General features: G+C 43.5%; 11 protein-coding genes. 9 read left to right on the top strand and 2 right to left on the bottom strand.

Going from position 1 to position 15,854, the window contains the following annotated elements; all coding sequences use genetic code 11:
- Positions 1–55: 55 nt before the first annotated feature.
- The 8 genes from AC5RDS_RS14750 to AC5RDS_RS14785 all read left to right on the top strand — a co-directional run bounded on the left by AC5RDS_RS14750 (position 56) and on the right by AC5RDS_RS14785 (position 11,084).
- A complete protein-coding gene (locus tag AC5RDS_RS14750; protein WP_046405364.1) occupies positions 56–1,327 on the top strand; it encodes a replication-associated recombination protein A in 1,272 nt (423 codons plus the stop codon).
- Between the two features lie 36 nt (positions 1,328–1,363).
- Positions 1,364–2,167, top strand: a complete 804-nt coding sequence (gene kdsA, locus AC5RDS_RS14755) for a 3-deoxy-8-phosphooctulonate synthase (protein WP_013610604.1) — start codon at positions 1,364–1,366, stop codon at positions 2,165–2,167.
- Positions 2,168–2,209: 42 nt separating this feature from the next.
- Positions 2,210–2,785 carry an RNA polymerase sigma-70 factor gene (locus AC5RDS_RS14760; RefSeq protein ID WP_087381938.1) on the top strand — a complete coding sequence of 192 codons (576 nt, stop codon included), beginning with the start codon at positions 2,210–2,212 and terminating at the stop codon, positions 2,783–2,785.
- Between the two features lie 113 nt (positions 2,786–2,898).
- Complete coding sequence (locus tag AC5RDS_RS14765) at positions 2,899–4,059, top strand: FecR domain-containing protein (protein ID WP_087381935.1); 1,161 nt, start codon at positions 2,899–2,901, stop codon at positions 4,057–4,059.
- A gap of 94 nt (positions 4,060–4,153) precedes the next feature.
- Positions 4,154–7,453 (top strand): SusC/RagA family TonB-linked outer membrane protein, encoded by a 3,300-nt coding sequence (locus AC5RDS_RS14770; protein ID WP_046402909.1) that lies wholly within the window; start codon positions 4,154–4,156, stop codon positions 7,451–7,453.
- Between the two features lie 14 nt (positions 7,454–7,467).
- Positions 7,468–8,889 carry a RagB/SusD family nutrient uptake outer membrane protein gene (locus AC5RDS_RS14775; RefSeq protein ID WP_022160034.1) on the top strand — a complete coding sequence of 474 codons (1,422 nt, stop codon included), beginning with the start codon at positions 7,468–7,470 and terminating at the stop codon, positions 8,887–8,889.
- Between the two features lie 12 nt (positions 8,890–8,901).
- On the top strand, positions 8,902–9,591 hold the full coding sequence (locus tag AC5RDS_RS14780) for a DUF4843 domain-containing protein (RefSeq protein WP_022160035.1): 690 nt from the start codon (positions 8,902–8,904) through the stop codon (positions 9,589–9,591).
- Positions 9,592–9,611: 20 nt separating this feature from the next.
- Entirely contained in the window at positions 9,612–11,084 is a 1,473-nt protein-coding gene (locus AC5RDS_RS14785) for a PKD-like family lipoprotein (protein WP_022160036.1), read from the top strand.
- A gap of 39 nt (positions 11,085–11,123) precedes the next feature.
- Here the strand turns inward: AC5RDS_RS14785 and AC5RDS_RS14790 are convergent, their stop codons facing one another.
- Positions 11,124–12,392, bottom strand: coding sequence for a hemolysin family protein (locus tag AC5RDS_RS14790; protein WP_172720206.1), 1,269 nt, complete (start codon positions 12,390–12,392; stop codon positions 11,124–11,126).
- On the opposite strand from AC5RDS_RS14790, the gene AC5RDS_RS14795 reads away from it, so the two are divergent.
- Entirely contained in the window at positions 12,325–12,651 is a 327-nt protein-coding gene (locus tag AC5RDS_RS14795) for a hypothetical protein (RefSeq protein WP_181990674.1), read from the top strand. The genes AC5RDS_RS14790 and AC5RDS_RS14795 overlap by 68 nt on opposite strands.
- Before the next feature lie 711 nt (positions 12,652–13,362).
- Here AC5RDS_RS14795 and AC5RDS_RS14800 read toward each other — a convergent pair.
- Positions 13,363–15,846, bottom strand: coding sequence for an endonuclease MutS2 (locus AC5RDS_RS14800; protein WP_013610606.1), 2,484 nt, complete (start codon positions 15,844–15,846; stop codon positions 13,363–13,365).
- Positions 15,847–15,854 lie beyond the last annotated feature (8 nt).

Consider the following 15,854-nt stretch of genomic DNA (forward strand, 5'->3'; position numbering starts at 1 on the left):
ATGCAGGAGAATGAAAGATTTAATCCGTATCTTTGTAAAAAGATACGGATTTTTTATGGAGAATAAACCTTTAGCAGAGCGATTGAGACCTAAGACGCTGGATGATTATATCGGTCAGCAACATTTGGTAGGAAAAGGGAAAGTGTTGCGTAAGATGATCGAATCCGGGGTGGTCTCTTCTTTTATTTTGTGGGGACCTCCGGGAGTCGGTAAAACGACCTTGGCCATGATCGTCGCCGAACAGCTGAAACGTCCGTTTTATGTCCTGAGTGCCGTTAGTTCGGGAGTAAAAGATGTGCGTGAAGTGATACAAAAAGCGGAAAGCCAGCGTTTTTTCAATACGCCTAATCCGATACTTTTTATCGATGAAATCCACCGGTTTTCCAAGGCACAGCAAGATTCTTTATTGGCCGCAGTCGAAAAGGGAACCGTTACCCTGATCGGAGCTACGACCGAAAATCCTTCGTTCGAGGTGATTTCGCCTTTACTGTCCCGTTGTCAGGTATATGTCCTGAAATCTCAGGAAAAAGCCGATCTGGAAGGCTTGATAGACCGTGCGGTTACGACAGATTTTTATCTGAAAGAAAAGAATATCGTTGTCAAGGAAAAGGAAGCCCTGATTTCCTTTAGTGGCGGGGATGCCCGCAAGCTGTTGAATATCCTGGAATTGGTGGTGAATGCCCAGCCAGGACCGGAAATTCTCATCGATAACGATACGGTGCGTAAAGAATTGCAGGAAAATCCGTTGATGTACGATAAAGACGGCGAACAGCATTACGATATTATTTCTGCTATGATCAAGTCGATCCGGGGAAGTGATCCGAATGCGGCTTTGTATTATATGGCCCGGATGCTGGAAGGGGGAGAAGATCCTAAGTTCATCGCCCGGCGTTTGCTGATTTCCGCATCTGAAGATATCGGATTAGCCAATCCGAATGCGATGTTGCTGGCCAATACCTGTTTCGATATTGTCCATAAAATCGGTATGCCCGAAGCCAGGATTCCCTTATCGGAATGTGTGATTTATTTGGCTACCTCTCCTAAAAGTAATTCGGCTTATAAGGCGATCGATGAAGCGATGGCGACGGTGAGACAAACCGGAAACCTACCCGTTCCTTTGTATTTGCGAAATGCTCCGACCAAACTGATGAAAGAGCTGAACTATGGGAAAGATTATAAATATGCCCATGATTATCCGGGTAATTTTGTAGAAATGGAGTTTATGCCGCAGGAGCTGAAACAGCATATATTTTATAAACCTCAGCAAAATGCCGCTGAAATGAAACTATTGGAACGGCTAAAAGCCTGGTGGAAGAAGAAATATTAACTTGAAATGGGTGTGTGGCCCTAAAATCCTATATGTATGAAAATATTGAATGAAATGACTGGACAAGAGATGTTTTTTTTGTTAGCCGGTCCTTGTGTCATCGAGGGCGAAGAGATGGCACTCAAGATAGCGGAACATGTTTCCGAGCTCACCGATAAATGGGGGATTCCTTATGTTTTCAAAGGATCTTTTAAAAAGGCCAACCGCTCCCGTTTGGATTCTTTTACAGGAATTGGGGATGAAAAGGCTTTAAAAATATTGGCGAAGATCCGGAAAGATTTTCAAATACCGGTAGTGACGGATATTCATAGTCCTGAAGATGCCGTTATGGCTGCCGAGTATGTTGATATCCTTCAAATCCCGGCATTTCTCTGCCGACAGACCGATTTACTGGTAGCGGCTGCGAAAACAGGCCGGATGGTGAATATTAAGAAAGGACAGTTTTTATCTCCCGATGCCATGCGTTTTGCTGTCGATAAAGTGCGTGAATCCGGAAACGAGAATGTGATGGTGACCGAGCGGGGAACTACTTTCGGCTATCAGGATTTGGTGGTCGACTATAGAGGAATCAAGATCATGCAGCAAGAATGTCAATGTCCTGTCGTTGTCGATGTTACTCATTCTTTGCAACAACCCAACCAGAGTTGCGGGGTGACCGGCGGACAACCTCAGTTGATCGAGACCATCGCTAAAGCCGGAATAGCTGTCGGAGCCGACGGCATCTTTATCGAAACTCATCCTGATCCGAAAAATGCGAAATCGGACGGTGCGAATATGTTGCGTCTGGATTTGCTCGAAGGATTGCTGGAGAAATTGGTTCGAATCCGGAAAGCACTATAGGATAAAATCATTATCTTTGTGTACTGACTTGGGGAAAAGATAATGCGTAATCAAGATTATTCTATTTTAATACGGGAATTGAAAGCAGGTAAAGAATCTGCTTTCGATTCTTTGTTTCGGTTGTTTTATCAGGATTTATGTCGTTTTGCCTGTTCTTTTTTGAATGATCCGATGATGGCAGAAGATGTGGTGCAGGGAATTTTTGAAAAAATATGGACCCGGAAAAAGTTTATCGACGAAAGCCAGCAATTGGATCATTATTTATATGTCTCTGTACGTAATGCCTGTTATACCTTTTTGAAAAACAAAAAGGAACACGTGAAATTGGATGAGGTGGATTCGAGAAAAACATATACAGAAGAAATATCCTCTGACTCCGATGGCTTACAGATTATACGCCGGATGATCGAAGAGTTACCTTTTCAGTGTCGTGTCATCTTTAAATTAGTCGTATTGGAAGAAATGAAATATCAGGAGGTAGCCACTTATTTGGATCTCTCGGTCAATACGGTGAAAACACAGATGAAAATAGCTTATAAAATATTGAGAGAAAAATTACGTCCTTACCATGCTCTCTTGCTCGTCTTTTATTTAAGCCGGCATTTTTTCAGCCGATAAACTGCTTTTCTCCATTTACTTTTCAGTATTGTGTAATATTTTTTTGTTAAAATTATCAATCTTTTCACCCTGTTTTGGGATTCGTTAGTACTATTATAAAAAGAGTCGAACGTATGAAATGGAATCCTGAAGATGAAATAGAATTTATAGTCCGGAAATTAAATCATGAATTGACAACGGCCGAAGAACGACAATTCCAATGCTGGCTTGCAGAAGATCAGGCACATCGCAGTTTGTTTCAGGAAATCGAATCCATATCCCTTCGTTCGAAAGAAGCGAAAATCGTTTTTGAGCCCGATATAGAACTGGCTTTGCAAAAGGTGAAAAGCCGGCGGGCTAGGATGGAGAGATTACGGCATAGGATCTGGCAATATGCTGCTTTGATTTTGGTGGCTTTGGGGCTCGGTATTTATGGAACTTACCGGTTTGCCGATCGGTTGGACGAGGTTACAGATGGGGTTGATGCGGGAAGCTCCCGGGCTATTTTGCATTTAGCTTCCGGGGAAAAAATAGTATTGGGCGAGGAGATGGCGGAAACTTATTTGAAGCGTACGGAAGTGAATGATATTTGGTTGGACTCCAATAGGGTATTAAGATACCGGGCAAAAGAAAAAGCAATAGAAGGAGTCCGGGAAAATAGATTGGAAGTACCGGTAGGGGGAGAATATCGGCTGACACTTAGCGATGGTACCCGGGTTTGGTTGAATGCTGCGTCCAGCTTAACTTATCCTGAAATTTTTCAAGACAGGGAAAGAGTGGTGGAACTTACCGGAGAAGCTTTCTTCGAGGTAAAACCTGATACAGCTTTGCCGTTTATTGTCAAAACTCAGGGAATGAGAGTGAAAGTATTGGGGACTACTTTTAATGTGAAAGCCTATCCGGATGAATTGAAATTATACACAACTCTGGTGGAGGGAAAAGTAGAGGTTTTTTCCGACTATCTGCATCGGGGGGTGATGCTTTATCCGGGGGAACAGGCTGTAAGCGATTCGTCCGAAATACAGAAAAGACAAGTGAACGTACAGCCCTATATTTCCTGGAAAGAAGGGAAATTTGTATTTATAAATGCACCTCTGGGCGAAATATGTAAACAGATTGCCCGTTGGTATGATGTTGAAATACAGTTTGCTGATAACGAAATCGGGAAAGTGTGTTTTACGGGAGCTATCCTGAAATTCAGACCATTGGAAGATTTGCTGGACATGATCGAAGTGACGAGTCGGGTGCAGTACAGGCGTGAGGGTAAGATTTTGTTGTTTTGGCAAAATAAATAACCGGGAAAGTCCCACAACTCTCCCGGTTACACACATTCATTCTTGTTTCGGTAAGCGATGAAACAAGAACATTGTAAATCTAAAAGACAAAGTTATGAAAAAAAAAGGTTGTATCTGGTTATTCGGAGACGGATGGCTGAAAAAAAAGGTATTTGTAATGAAATGGACAGTATTACTCGTTTTGCTGGGCATGTTGCAGGTCTCGGCAAAAGTTCATTCCCAGCATGTCGCGATTGATTTGAAAATGGAAAATTCGACTATCGAACAGGTATTGCAACGAATTACCGATCAGACTTGTTTGAATTTCTTTTATAATAATTCGGCCATCGATGTTTATAAAAAAATAAGCGTGGAATTGAAATCGGTTTCTGTTGAAGAAGCATTGAAAAAGATATTTGACGGGCAGGAAGTACGCTTTGATATCGATCGGGATTTTGTGGTCATTCGTTCTGTATCAGACCTCCAGCAAGAACAGGTAGTTAAGATTGTTGTACAGGGAATTGTGAAAGATGAGGCAGGACAAGCCTTACCAGGAGCTACAATCAAATTGAAAGGCACCTCCTTTGGCGTGGCTACCGATGTGAATGGAAACTTCAAATTTGAAATTCCCGTTACCGATCCGTTGATCTTAGTGGTGTCGTTCGTGGGCATGCAGCAGCAGGAGATCGCTTATAAAAATCAGCCGTTTTTGGAGATTGTGATGAAGAATGAGGTAGAGATGATGAGCGATGTCGTCGTTACCGGTTATTATAGTGCCAACAAGAAAACTTATACAGGTTCTGCTACTCAGATCACTCAAGATCAGATTGCAAAAATCAGTAGTACGAATGTTTTCTCGGTCATCACCTCGATGGATCCTTCCTTTAAGTTAGTGAATAACAATCAGGCGGGTTCTAACCCCAATGTAATGCCTAAGTTTGAATTGCGGGGGGCTTCCAGTATTCCCGATGTCAGAAGTGAGTATGAGGGGGATCCGAATATGCCGGTGTTTATCGTGGATGGATTTGAGATGAGCGTGGAAAAAGTGTTCGACCTCGATCCGGGACGGATCGCAACTCTGACGATCCTGAAAGATGCTTCGGCTACCGCCATTTATGGTTCCCGGGCTTCGAACGGTGTTGTCGTGATCGAGACCCGGGCACCTGAACCCGGAAAGATCAATGTGGCTTATGCACTGAATCTGAGCCTGACGACACCTGATTTATCAGATTATGATTTACTGAATGCCCGCGAAAAACTGGACCTGGAGGTGGCAGCAGGATATTTTGGATATTTCGATGAGGCTTATAACCGGCGGTTGAAGAATATTCAGCAAGGTTACGATACTGACTGGCTGTCACAGCCATTGCAGAATGCAATATCCCATCAGCATTCCCTGACATTGGATGGAGGAAACGAAGCTTTTCGCTATGCTTTTCACCTGAATATGAACCCTTCGGATGGGGTAATGAAAAAATCCGGACGTGACCGTTATGCCATCGATGTGGATTTACAATACCGGTTGAAACAGTTCACCTTCCGGAACCAGTTGGCGTATGATTATGTGAAAGCTTTCAATTCACCTTATGGGAGCTTCAGTTCCTATACCCGATTGAATCCGTATTACCGCTATCGCGACGATCAGGGACAATATGTTTATATCATGGACGATCCGGGGGTGGATGTGTATAATCCCTTGTGGAATACTACTTTGAATAATAAAGATCAGTCGGTTTATAATCTTCTGACCGATCATTTCAGTATCGATTGGTGGGTAACAGACGCATTAAGGATAAAAGCTTCTGCTTCTGTGTCTGTGAGGAATGAGGAAGAAGAGGTATTTAAATCTCCCTTTCATACGGATTTTAAACGGGAGAAAGATATGGCCCGGCGGGGAACTTACGATGTTGTGAACTCTAAAAGCATCGGATATGAAGCTGTATTGGGTGTATCTTATACCAAAATGGTAAAGAAGAACTACGTTACTTTTAACGGTGGGTATAACGTTTCTTCTACGGATTTGCGTTCGCATGGATATAGTGTGTTGGGTTTTCCTGCGGATGAGTTGAATGATCCCGGGTTCGGATTGGACTATCATCCTGAAAAGAAACCGACCGGTAACAGTGAGTTGAGCCGAATGGCCGGATTTTTCGGGAATTTGAATTATACATATGACAATCGCTATTTCGCCGACTTTTCGGTTAGAGCAGATGCTTCTTCCAGGTTCGGAGCCGACAAACGCTGGGCTGTTTTCTGGTCGGCCGGCGTCGGATATAACTTGCATAATGAAGTATTTCTCAAAAAGCTGGAATGGGTCAGTTTACTTCGGCTCCGGGCTTCCTATGGGGTGACCGGAGGGCAGAATTTTAATCCTTATCAGGCGATGACGACTTATCGGTTTATTACCGACAAATGGTATGGCTACGGTAGCGGTGCCGAGATGCTGGCTTTAGGAAACGATGACCTGAAATGGCAGAGTACAGTACAGAAGAATTTCGGACTGGACCTGGGGATGTGGAAAGATCGGTTGACCTTGACTTTCAATTATTATCACAAACTGTCTGAAAATAGTCTTACCGATGTGACTCTGCCTCCTTCTTTGGGTTTTCCTTCTTATAAAGAAAATCTGGGGGAAGTGGTTAATGAAGGCTGGGAGTTTACTCTCCGGGGATTTGTCGTGAAAAAAGAAGATTTCAATATTATGTTGAGTGTTAACGGAGCCCAGAATAATAATAAATTGAAGAAAATCTCTAATTCACTGAAAGCTTTTAATGAAGAGCAAGACAAACAGGTAGAGAATAAAGTGATGGCCCGTTATGTCGAAGGCCAATCGCTGAATACAATTTGGGTGGTACGTTCATTGGGTATCGATCCTGCGAATGGGAAAGAATTGTTTTTAGATAAAAATGGCAAAAGAACCTATGATTGGAATGCAGATGACTATGTTGCCGAGGCAACGACCGATCCCCGGTTATACGGAAATCTGGGCTTGGGCATTTTTTACCGTGGTTTTTCTCTGAATACTTATGTGAATTATAGTTTAGGAGAGAAGGCATACAATCAAACTTTGGTAGATCGGGTGGAAAATGCTGATAAACATTATAATTGTGACCGGCGGGTGTTATATGACCGATGGCATAAGCCGGGGGACGAAACTTTTTTTAAAGATGTGAAAGATGCTTCGGTTACTCGTCCGACTTCCCGTTTTGTACAAAAGAATAATTATTTGAATATGACGTCCTTGAATGTTGCTTATGAATTTAATCCCCGGCTATTGGAACCACTTCGTATCAAGTATCTGAAATTGGCTTTCTACATGACTGATTTATTCCGGATATCGACTATGAAAGCTGAACGGGGATTGGATTATCCCTTTGCAAGGACATTTACAACTTCATTACAAATTCGTTTTTAAGAAAGGAGGATAAGATGAAAGGTAGAATATGGATATGGAATATATTGGCTTTGATTTGCCTGACAGCCTGTGATCGTTGGTTTGATGTGAATCCGCAGACGGAAGTCAAACAAAAGGAACTCTTTTCGACAGATCAGGGGTTCTATAATGCTTTGATGGGGGTATACCTGAATTTAAGTGATCCGGAATTGTATGGTGGGGAGTTACAGTTCGGATTAGTCGATGTGTTGGCACAGACTTATTCGATTTCGAATACGACGGGAGGAGGATCGGCCTATTTGTATGCGGTCAGTTATGATTGGAACAATTGTAAAACTTTGTTCGAACCTCTTTGGGAAAAAGCTTATACTCAGATTGCGAATTGTAATAATATACTGAAACATCTTGAAGGAAACCGGGGGCTTTTCCCGGAAGGAAATTATGAGATTGTAGAGGCTGAAGCCCGGGCTTTGCGGGCGATGTTACATTTAGATCTGCTGCGCTTGTTCGGTCCGTCACCGGCCGGAGGAATGAGTAAACCGGCTATTCCTTATGTCGATGCTGTGGTTACAGTTCCTTTTCCTCAATTGACCGTAGAAAAAACATTAGAGCGGATTATCGGTGATCTGGAAAGGGCTTTTGACTTGTTGAAAGTAAATGATCCTTATTTTACAGGGATTCCAGATGGAGAATTTGATTTTATGACAGCCAATGGTTTCAGGCAAAACCGGGAGTACCGGTTGAATTATTATGGGGTGTCGGCTTTATTGGCCAGGGCTTATCTCTATAAAGGCGATAAATCGAAAGCGTTGGAATATGCAACAAAGGTGATCGGGGCCGATTACCATTTTACGACCCAGGAAGAAATGAATGCGATGGGAGTCACGCTGTGTTATTCAGAAATTATTTCAGGGATTTATCTGAAAAATACCTTGTTGAAAAAACAAACGGAAAAATGGTTTTCTGAAAATGCCGGAAGTACGAAATTGAAAATCTCCTCGGCGGGAGTAGAAACCTTGTTCGAGGTCGCTTCTTTGGGATCTACCGATTTAAGGAAAAAGAACCAATTCGGAAGCCGGGAAAATGAAAACGAAGTGTTTCTGAATAAATATTTCACGGGTTCGCTTTTGCCGTTGATTCGTTTGAGTGAGGTGTATTATATCGCTGCAGAATGTGCTGAAGAGCCTGAAACCCGTTTCGGATATCTGAATGAGGTCAGAAGACATCGGTTTATCCCGATATTGGACTCCCGGGATCCTCAGATCGATTTGGAAAATGAGATTTATAAAGAATATGCGAAAGATTTTTTGGGAGAGGGACAGTTGTTCTTTTACATGAAAAGAAAAGGGATGACTTCGTTTACGGGGGTGAACGGAGTAGAAATCCGGGAGACCGGCGATCCGGTGTATCAGGTTCCTGTCCCGGATATGGAGAAAGAATTCGGTAATATTATTTAAATTCAGTGGCTTATGAAAAAGAAATTATATACGCTGTTGGTCCTGATACCGGTATTTGCTGCTTGTCGGGAGGACAAATTACAGGACTTCGAGGATCCTATCGGTTCTGTGTATTTTTATATCGATGAGAAGAAAGAAGTTGATGAGATCCTGTATTCGTTTATTTATTCCTTTGAGGATAAGGTTGTCGTGAACGTTCCGGTGAAATGTTCCGGTTTAGCAACCGAATATGAACGTCGTTTTCGGGTTGAAGTAGTCGATGATTTGACGACAGCTGTACCGGAGAAGCATTATTCTTTGCCCTCTGAAGCAATCTTTCCGGCTCATGCTTATGAAGCGGTTTTTCCGGTGACACTTTACAATCAGGATGCTGATTTACAGTCTAAAAGTTTTGTATTGGCTTTGAAGCTGGTTGAAAGTGCCGATTTCGAATTAGGCGACAAAGAGAGGCAGATTGTGAAGATTCTGTTTTCCAATCAGCTGGAAAAACCGGAATCCTGGCAGGATTGGATATTCGGAGAGTGGAGCCGGGTGAAACATAAGCGTCTGATTCAGATTGCCGGAAAAGATCTCCCCTCGGTGGATGAACTGAACAATGATTTCAATTTCTGGTATTATGGAGTGGGACAGGAGTTGAAGAATTTTTTTATTAAGAATTATCCTGTACTGGATGAGCATAATCAGGTGATAGAACCATGGTAAATCAATTAAAATCTGAAGCGATGAAATCAATCATTTATATCGGACTGTTGTTGTTGACTCTGACTTCCTGTCAGGAAGACAAAGGAAATTACACTTATCGGAACATCAACGAAATCTCTGTAACCGGGATTGCGGCTACCAAGACGGTGACACAATTCTCCATTTTGGGTATGTCGCCTGTTATAAACCAAACGATGCCTGTGTCGGCTGACGATTTGGAATATTTGTGGTATGTCGACCGGGGAAATGGAAAAATAGATACCCTGTCTCAAGAATTGAATATACAGACACCCGTAAATCTGTATCCCGATACATATGAAGCTTATTTTGTAGTGATTCAGAAATCGACAGGTATATTTACCAAAGTTCCTTTTAAATTGGTGGTAGAAAGTCAACTGGGACAGGGATTACTGGTTTTAAGTGATTTGAACGGATATGCGAATCTGGCTTATTGGGAACGATCGGGAGAAGTGGTACAGGATGTATACGAGAAAGTGAACCCGGGTTTACATCTGGGGAGGAACCCTTATCGGGTATGTTATATGTTTAAAGGATATTCGATTCCGGCTTTTGTGACGGTAATGTGTCATGACGAACAAGGCGGATGCGCTTTGAATCCGGTAGATTTTACGAAATTCAAGGATTATGCGGAACTGTTTTATCAGACTCCCGACCCATTACACCCCGACGGATACGGATATTCCAATTATTTTAATTATGACGAGACAGCTTTTGGAGACTTATACAATGATTTTATCATTAACAACGGACAGCTTCATGAGCGGTCGACTTATGTCGGTTGGTATCAGCCTGCCTATGCGGTAGATCAGGACTATCGGTTGAGCGAGTATACTTTTATGGGGATGATGCAGTATATCTTCTATGATAACGAGCATAGTCAGTTTTTGCAGAAAACAAGTTGGCCGCCCAATTCGTTCAGCGTAGTGGAAGTGCCGGAAGGGTATTTCCGCGATCTGTATCTGGTATATGCCGACCGTGGATTTGCCGGAACGGATTATCCACACTATTATTGTGTTTTTAAGGAAAAGACTACTTCTGACCATTACTTTGTCGAAGTGTTGATGTCCCCGTCCGGATTTAAACCCTTGAAGAAAGAGAAAATCGGTTTTGCGGTACAGGAAGATATGCCTTTTGCCGTTTCTTTTACCACTTCAGCGATATTTTATGGTGTGGGCAACGAGCTGTATTGTTATGATACCGGTAATGGAAGGTCTGTATCTTGTTATAATGAGTTTGGAAGTGGAGCTGAAATTACGGCCCTGTATTTGGTCCCTCAATATGGAGAAAGTTCCCAATATCCGGGAGAGACCGTATTATCGGCGGTAAAACTGTTTGTCGGAGTCAGTTTGCCTGGGCAGGAGCGTGAAGGAAGCGTCTTCGAATTTGAGGTAAATCTGGACAATACCCTGACTTTTATCCGGAAAAAAGAGCACATAGCGGGAAAAATCGTGTCTATGACCTGGAAGTATTAGGTCGGTAAGAGGTTGTCCCGAAGTTGCTTCGGGACAACCTTATTGCTTGCTGTATACTAATATTTTATCGATACGGGCTCCGTCCATGTCGACAATCTCGAATTCCAGCTCGTGCCAGGAGATTTTCTCGCCGGTATGGGGGATGTGTTCCAGTAGATGCAGGATCAGGCCGCTGATGGTGTTATAGTCGTATTCGGGATACAGGCATTCCATATCGATGTATTCCAAAAATTCGTAGAACGAGCATTGGCCGTCGACCAATAGCGAACCGTCGTCGCGGCGGATGATTTCAGGTTCGTCGTGGCTTTCGGTGATTTCTCCCAGCAACACGTCTACGATATCTTTTAAAGTAACGATTCCCTGGATACTACCGAATTCGTCGGTTACCAATCCGTATTTGATGTGATCGGATTTCAGATGTCCCAGCGTATTGTACACGCTTTGGTTTTCCGGGAAAAACTGAGCCGGACGTAAAATATCGGCCAGCTTGAAATCCGGTTCGTCCAAATGGCTGAAAAGGTCTTTCAGGTACACCACTCCTTCGATGTGGTCCAGTTCATCGTGGGCTACCGGATACACGGTATACACGTTCTCCTTCACTTTATTCCGGATCGATTCGGCGGATTCGCCGATTTCCAGCCAAATGAGGTCACTGCGATGGGTCATGATAGAACCGATTTTACGGTCGCCCAGGTTGAAAACTTTTTCTACAATGTCTTGTTCTACTTCCTGGATTTCACCGTCTTCAGTACCTTCCTGAATGATTGCTTTAATTTCTTCTTCGGTCACTTTATTTTCTGTAGAGGTATGAAGACCGGTGAGCCGGATAACTGCTTGGGTGCTGGCTGAAAGCAACCAGACGAAAGGAGAGGCGATTTTGGACAGCACTTCCATGGGCCGGGCGATCAACCGGGCGATTTTTTCCGGTGCATTCATACCCAGGTGTTTCGGTACCAATTCTCCCAATATTAAAGTCAGATAGGTGACTAATATAACGATGATTCCTTTCGCTAAAGTGAGGCTATGGGCCTGGGGGATACCGATCGTTTCCAGCCAACGGGCCAGATCCCCGGCTAAAGCTTCTCCCGAATATAAACCGGTCAGAATACCGATCAGGGTGATCCCGATTTGTATCGTGGATAAAAAACGATCCGGCTCATTGGCCAGACGCAGGGCGGTTTTTGCAGTTTTACTTCCTTTTTTAGCTGCTGTTTCTAAACGACTTTTACGGGCAGATACCATGGCAATTTCCGACATGGATAAAATGCCGTTAAAAAAAATTAATCCTAAAATAATAACGATTTCCATAAATAATGTCTTATTCTGTTTCAAATATAACGGTATTTCATCAACTATCTGTTTTATTGACTTATTTTTAGAGTTTTTTGAAGGTTATTATGAAGTTTTTTCCAAAAGGAAAAGATGGGATGAAGCGGAAAAACAGAAACAATATACCGGTGTTGATTTGTCTGTAAAGAAAGATCGGATCGACAGAGTGAAAGAACAGATATTGCAAACTTTGAGAGAGCGTAGGGGCCTAAAAGTGGATTTGAAAGCGACAGAATAGAAACCGATGACAATTTAAAAATATTATGCCAGTGATATACATATTTACGTTTATAAACGTAGAATTATTTTTTCTTTCTATTCCGATTCCGGATTTTATGTCCTCAGACCGGTTCGCCTGGACCGGTCCGCTAAGGTTTCCCTTCACTGACCGGCGGAACTCCTCACTTCGTTCGTCAAACACCACCGGTCGGGCGTTCGGAAAACCTAACCGGACTCTCGTTCACTGCTCCAATGGTCTTCAGACATAAAACCCTGCATCTATCGTTAGCACTACCGGGCAAAGAAAATATAAGGAAGTTTTTACAATTAAATTCCGGGGCAGCCTATCGGAGTGGGAATATCTGACTCCTTTATAGGAATAAACTTTTACAAAATATTGATTTATAGATAGTATTCTGGTTTAAGGTTTGAAAAGCTCTGTTATTTGAACTTTATGGTTTTCAGGTCCTGATTAGTTTACCATGAAGTGATAACGTCAGTCGAAGGTGTTCGTGTTCGGGGACCATTGGAACTCTGGCGAGTGTCGTCTTGCTTTTTCTGAACGCCCGACCGGTGGTGTCTGACGAACGAAGTGAGGAGTTCCGCCGGTCAGTGAAAGAAAGGGCTAGACGACCGACAGAAGCGACCGGGTTCCCAAACACGAACACCGCAGACGAATAGGTAACAGAATAATCCTACATTTAGAGTAAACATGTATTAAATGCCAATATTATATATCTAATTTTACGACTGTAATTCCGGCGCCTCCCAGTTGTATTTGTTCATCTCCGAAGGAAGCGACGAGCGGGTTGGTGCTGAGATATTGACGGATCAGTTGCCGCAAAGCTCCTGTCCCGGTGCCGTGTAGTAGCCTTACTTCTTTGTAATTGAGCATAACGGCTTCGTCGAGGAAGGTGATCACTTTTTGCAAGGCTTCTTCTCCGCGCATTCCCCGGAGATCGATATCGGGTTTGAAATCGAAACGTTTTTGGCTGATATTTTCCCGGATATTGGCATACGAGGCTTGGGGCTGGGTACGGGCCACTTTCTTGGCCTGACTGGCCGATGCTCTTTTCAGTTGGGAAAGTTTAGCCGTCGTTCTCAGATTCCCTAAAGCGATAACCGCAGTTTTGTCGTTGATTTCAAGAATTTCTCCGATGGCTTTGTTGGGCAGACTGACAAAATCCCCTTTCTGTAAAGGGAGTTCGGTTGTGGTGCCCTCGGAAGCCGGAGTTGAAGCGGAGGCTTTATTTTTGGTCTTTTTATTTTTTTCCCGGTTTTGCAGTTTTTCCATTTTTTTCCGAATCCGTTCTTCTTCAGCGCTGGCTTGTTCGGAGAGTAACCGTTCTTTTTCGGCCTCCATTTTTTGCCGGATTTCTTTGGTCTTTTCTTTTTCTGCTTGATTTTCGCGGATATCCCGGATAGTCTGTTCGATGGTTTTATTGGCCGAATGGATGATTTCCTGAGCTTTTTGTTGGGCTTCTTTGATGATTTCTTTGCGTAAACGGGAAGCTTCGGTCAATTCCTGACGATATTTTTCGACTACTTCATCGAGTCGTTTCTCATTTTCGTGAATGCGTCTGCGTTTCTCCTCCCAATAGCGTTTGTCCCGGGCGATGTCTTTCAGATGTTTGTCATAATTGATATGATCTTCACCGATTTTCGAGGCGGCATCTTCCAGTATTTCTTTAGGAAGGCCAATCTTTTTGGCAATTTCGAAGGCAAAAGAAGAACCCGGTTTTCCGATGCATAATTCGAATAAAGGCAACATCCGGTGACTGTCGTAAAGCATGGCTCCATTTTCAATACCGGTAGTTTCCGCTGCAAAATGTTTCAGGTTGGTGTAGTGGGTCGTGATTACCCCTTTCACCTGTTTTTGATTGAGGGTTTTCAGGATTGCTTCGGCTATAGCCCCTCCCAGCATGGGTTCTGTACCGGTGCCGAATTCATCGATCAGGATCAGGGTATTTTCATCTCCGTAGCGGAGAAAGTTTTTCATGTTGATGAGGTGTGAGCTATAGGTACTCAGATCGTTTTCAATGGATTGCTCGTCACCCATGTCGATGAGTATTTTTTTGAAAATACCGAACCGGCTTGCTTCACTGACCGGTACCGGCAGGCCACATTGAAACATATATTGCAATAAACCGGCGGTTTGCAGGCATACGGATTTTCCACCTGCATTGGGACCCGATATCAGGATAATCCGTTGGGTTTCATCAATCTCTATTTTTAGCGGGACGATATTTTTATCGCTATTTTTCAGGCTGAGCCATAAAAGAGGATGCCGGGCGCTGTACCAGAACATTTCCGGACGTTCGCTGAAAGCCGGTACGGTTGCTTCGATATAGAGTGAAAAAGCTGCTTTAGCCCGGACAAAATCGATGTAAGCCAGAAAATCGTAGGCCGGAATCAAATCATCGACGTAGGGACGCAGGTCTTCGGCAAACCGACGGAGGATCCGGGTGATCTCCCGTTTCTCTTCCAATTCCAGTTCCCGGATTTCATTGTTGGTTTCGACGATCTCGGCCGGTTCGATATAAGAGGTTTTACCCGTAGCCGATTCGTCGTGGACGATACCGTTTATTTTTCGTTTATAGGCAGAAGGCACGGGGATGACCATACGACCGTCCCGGATAGCGATGGAAGTGTCTTTTTCTGCCCACCCTTCTGTCTGAGCCTGTTGTAATAAAGCCTGCATACGCCGGGAGATACCGTTTTGTTTTCGTTGAAGACGATGGCGGATATCTCCCAATTCAGGGGAAGCCGTGTCTTTTATGCTCCCATGGCGGGATACGATGGAATCGAGGCGTTGCAGAATATAAGGAAATAATTGGATATCTCCGGCCTGGGCCGTTAAACGCGGATACCGTTCGTCTTTGCCGTGGAAAAAACGGACTATAGCCGTCAGGGATTCCAGCGATTGCTTGAGAGCGACCATTTCAGCCACTTCCAGAAATAAGCCTTCCACCCGTACTTTGTTCAAAAAGGGACGGGCGTCGCTGAAATGATCACCGGGAAATTGGTCTTCTTCTTCCAGAATAGACATAAATTCCTGCGTCTCTTCCAGGCGTTCCCGGATTTCTGTCGGTTCAGTAGAAAATTTCATCGCTTCTACCAAATCTCTGCCCATATCGCTCAGACAGTTTTTTTGAACGAATTGCCTGATCTTATCAAACTTAATCTTGCTTTCGAAATTTTCCGGATAAACCATTTTGTGCA

It is taken from the genome of Odoribacter sp., from assembly GCF_985060555.1.

Bases quoted from the DNA above. Each gene is read 5' to 3' on its own strand.
- AC5RDS_RS14800 (WP_013610606.1), bottom strand. From the start codon at position 15,846: ATGGTTTATCCGGAAAATTTCGAAAGCAAGATTAAGTTTGATAAGATC.
- AC5RDS_RS14790 (WP_172720206.1), bottom strand. From the start codon at position 12,392: ATGGAAATCGTTATTATTTTAGGATTAATTTTTTTTAACGGCATTTTA.
- AC5RDS_RS14775 (WP_022160034.1), top strand. From the start codon at position 7,468: ATGAAAGGTAGAATATGGATATGGAATATATTGGCTTTGATTTGCCTG.
- kdsA (WP_013610604.1), top strand. From the start codon at position 1,364: ATGAAAATATTGAATGAAATGACTGGACAAGAGATGTTTTTTTTGTTA.
- AC5RDS_RS14785 (WP_022160036.1), top strand. From the start codon at position 9,612: ATGAAATCAATCATTTATATCGGACTGTTGTTGTTGACTCTGACTTCC.
- AC5RDS_RS14765 (WP_087381935.1), top strand. From the start codon at position 2,899: ATGAAATGGAATCCTGAAGATGAAATAGAATTTATAGTCCGGAAATTA.
- AC5RDS_RS14795 (WP_181990674.1), top strand. From the start codon at position 12,325: ATGGCAATTTCCGACATGGATAAAATGCCGTTAAAAAAAATTAATCCT.
- AC5RDS_RS14760 (WP_087381938.1), top strand. From the start codon at position 2,210: ATGCGTAATCAAGATTATTCTATTTTAATACGGGAATTGAAAGCAGGT.
- AC5RDS_RS14750 (WP_046405364.1), top strand. From the start codon at position 56: ATGGAGAATAAACCTTTAGCAGAGCGATTGAGACCTAAGACGCTGGAT.
- AC5RDS_RS14770 (WP_046402909.1), top strand. From the start codon at position 4,154: ATGAAAAAAAAAGGTTGTATCTGGTTATTCGGAGACGGATGGCTGAAA.
- AC5RDS_RS14780 (WP_022160035.1), top strand. From the start codon at position 8,902: ATGAAAAAGAAATTATATACGCTGTTGGTCCTGATACCGGTATTTGCT.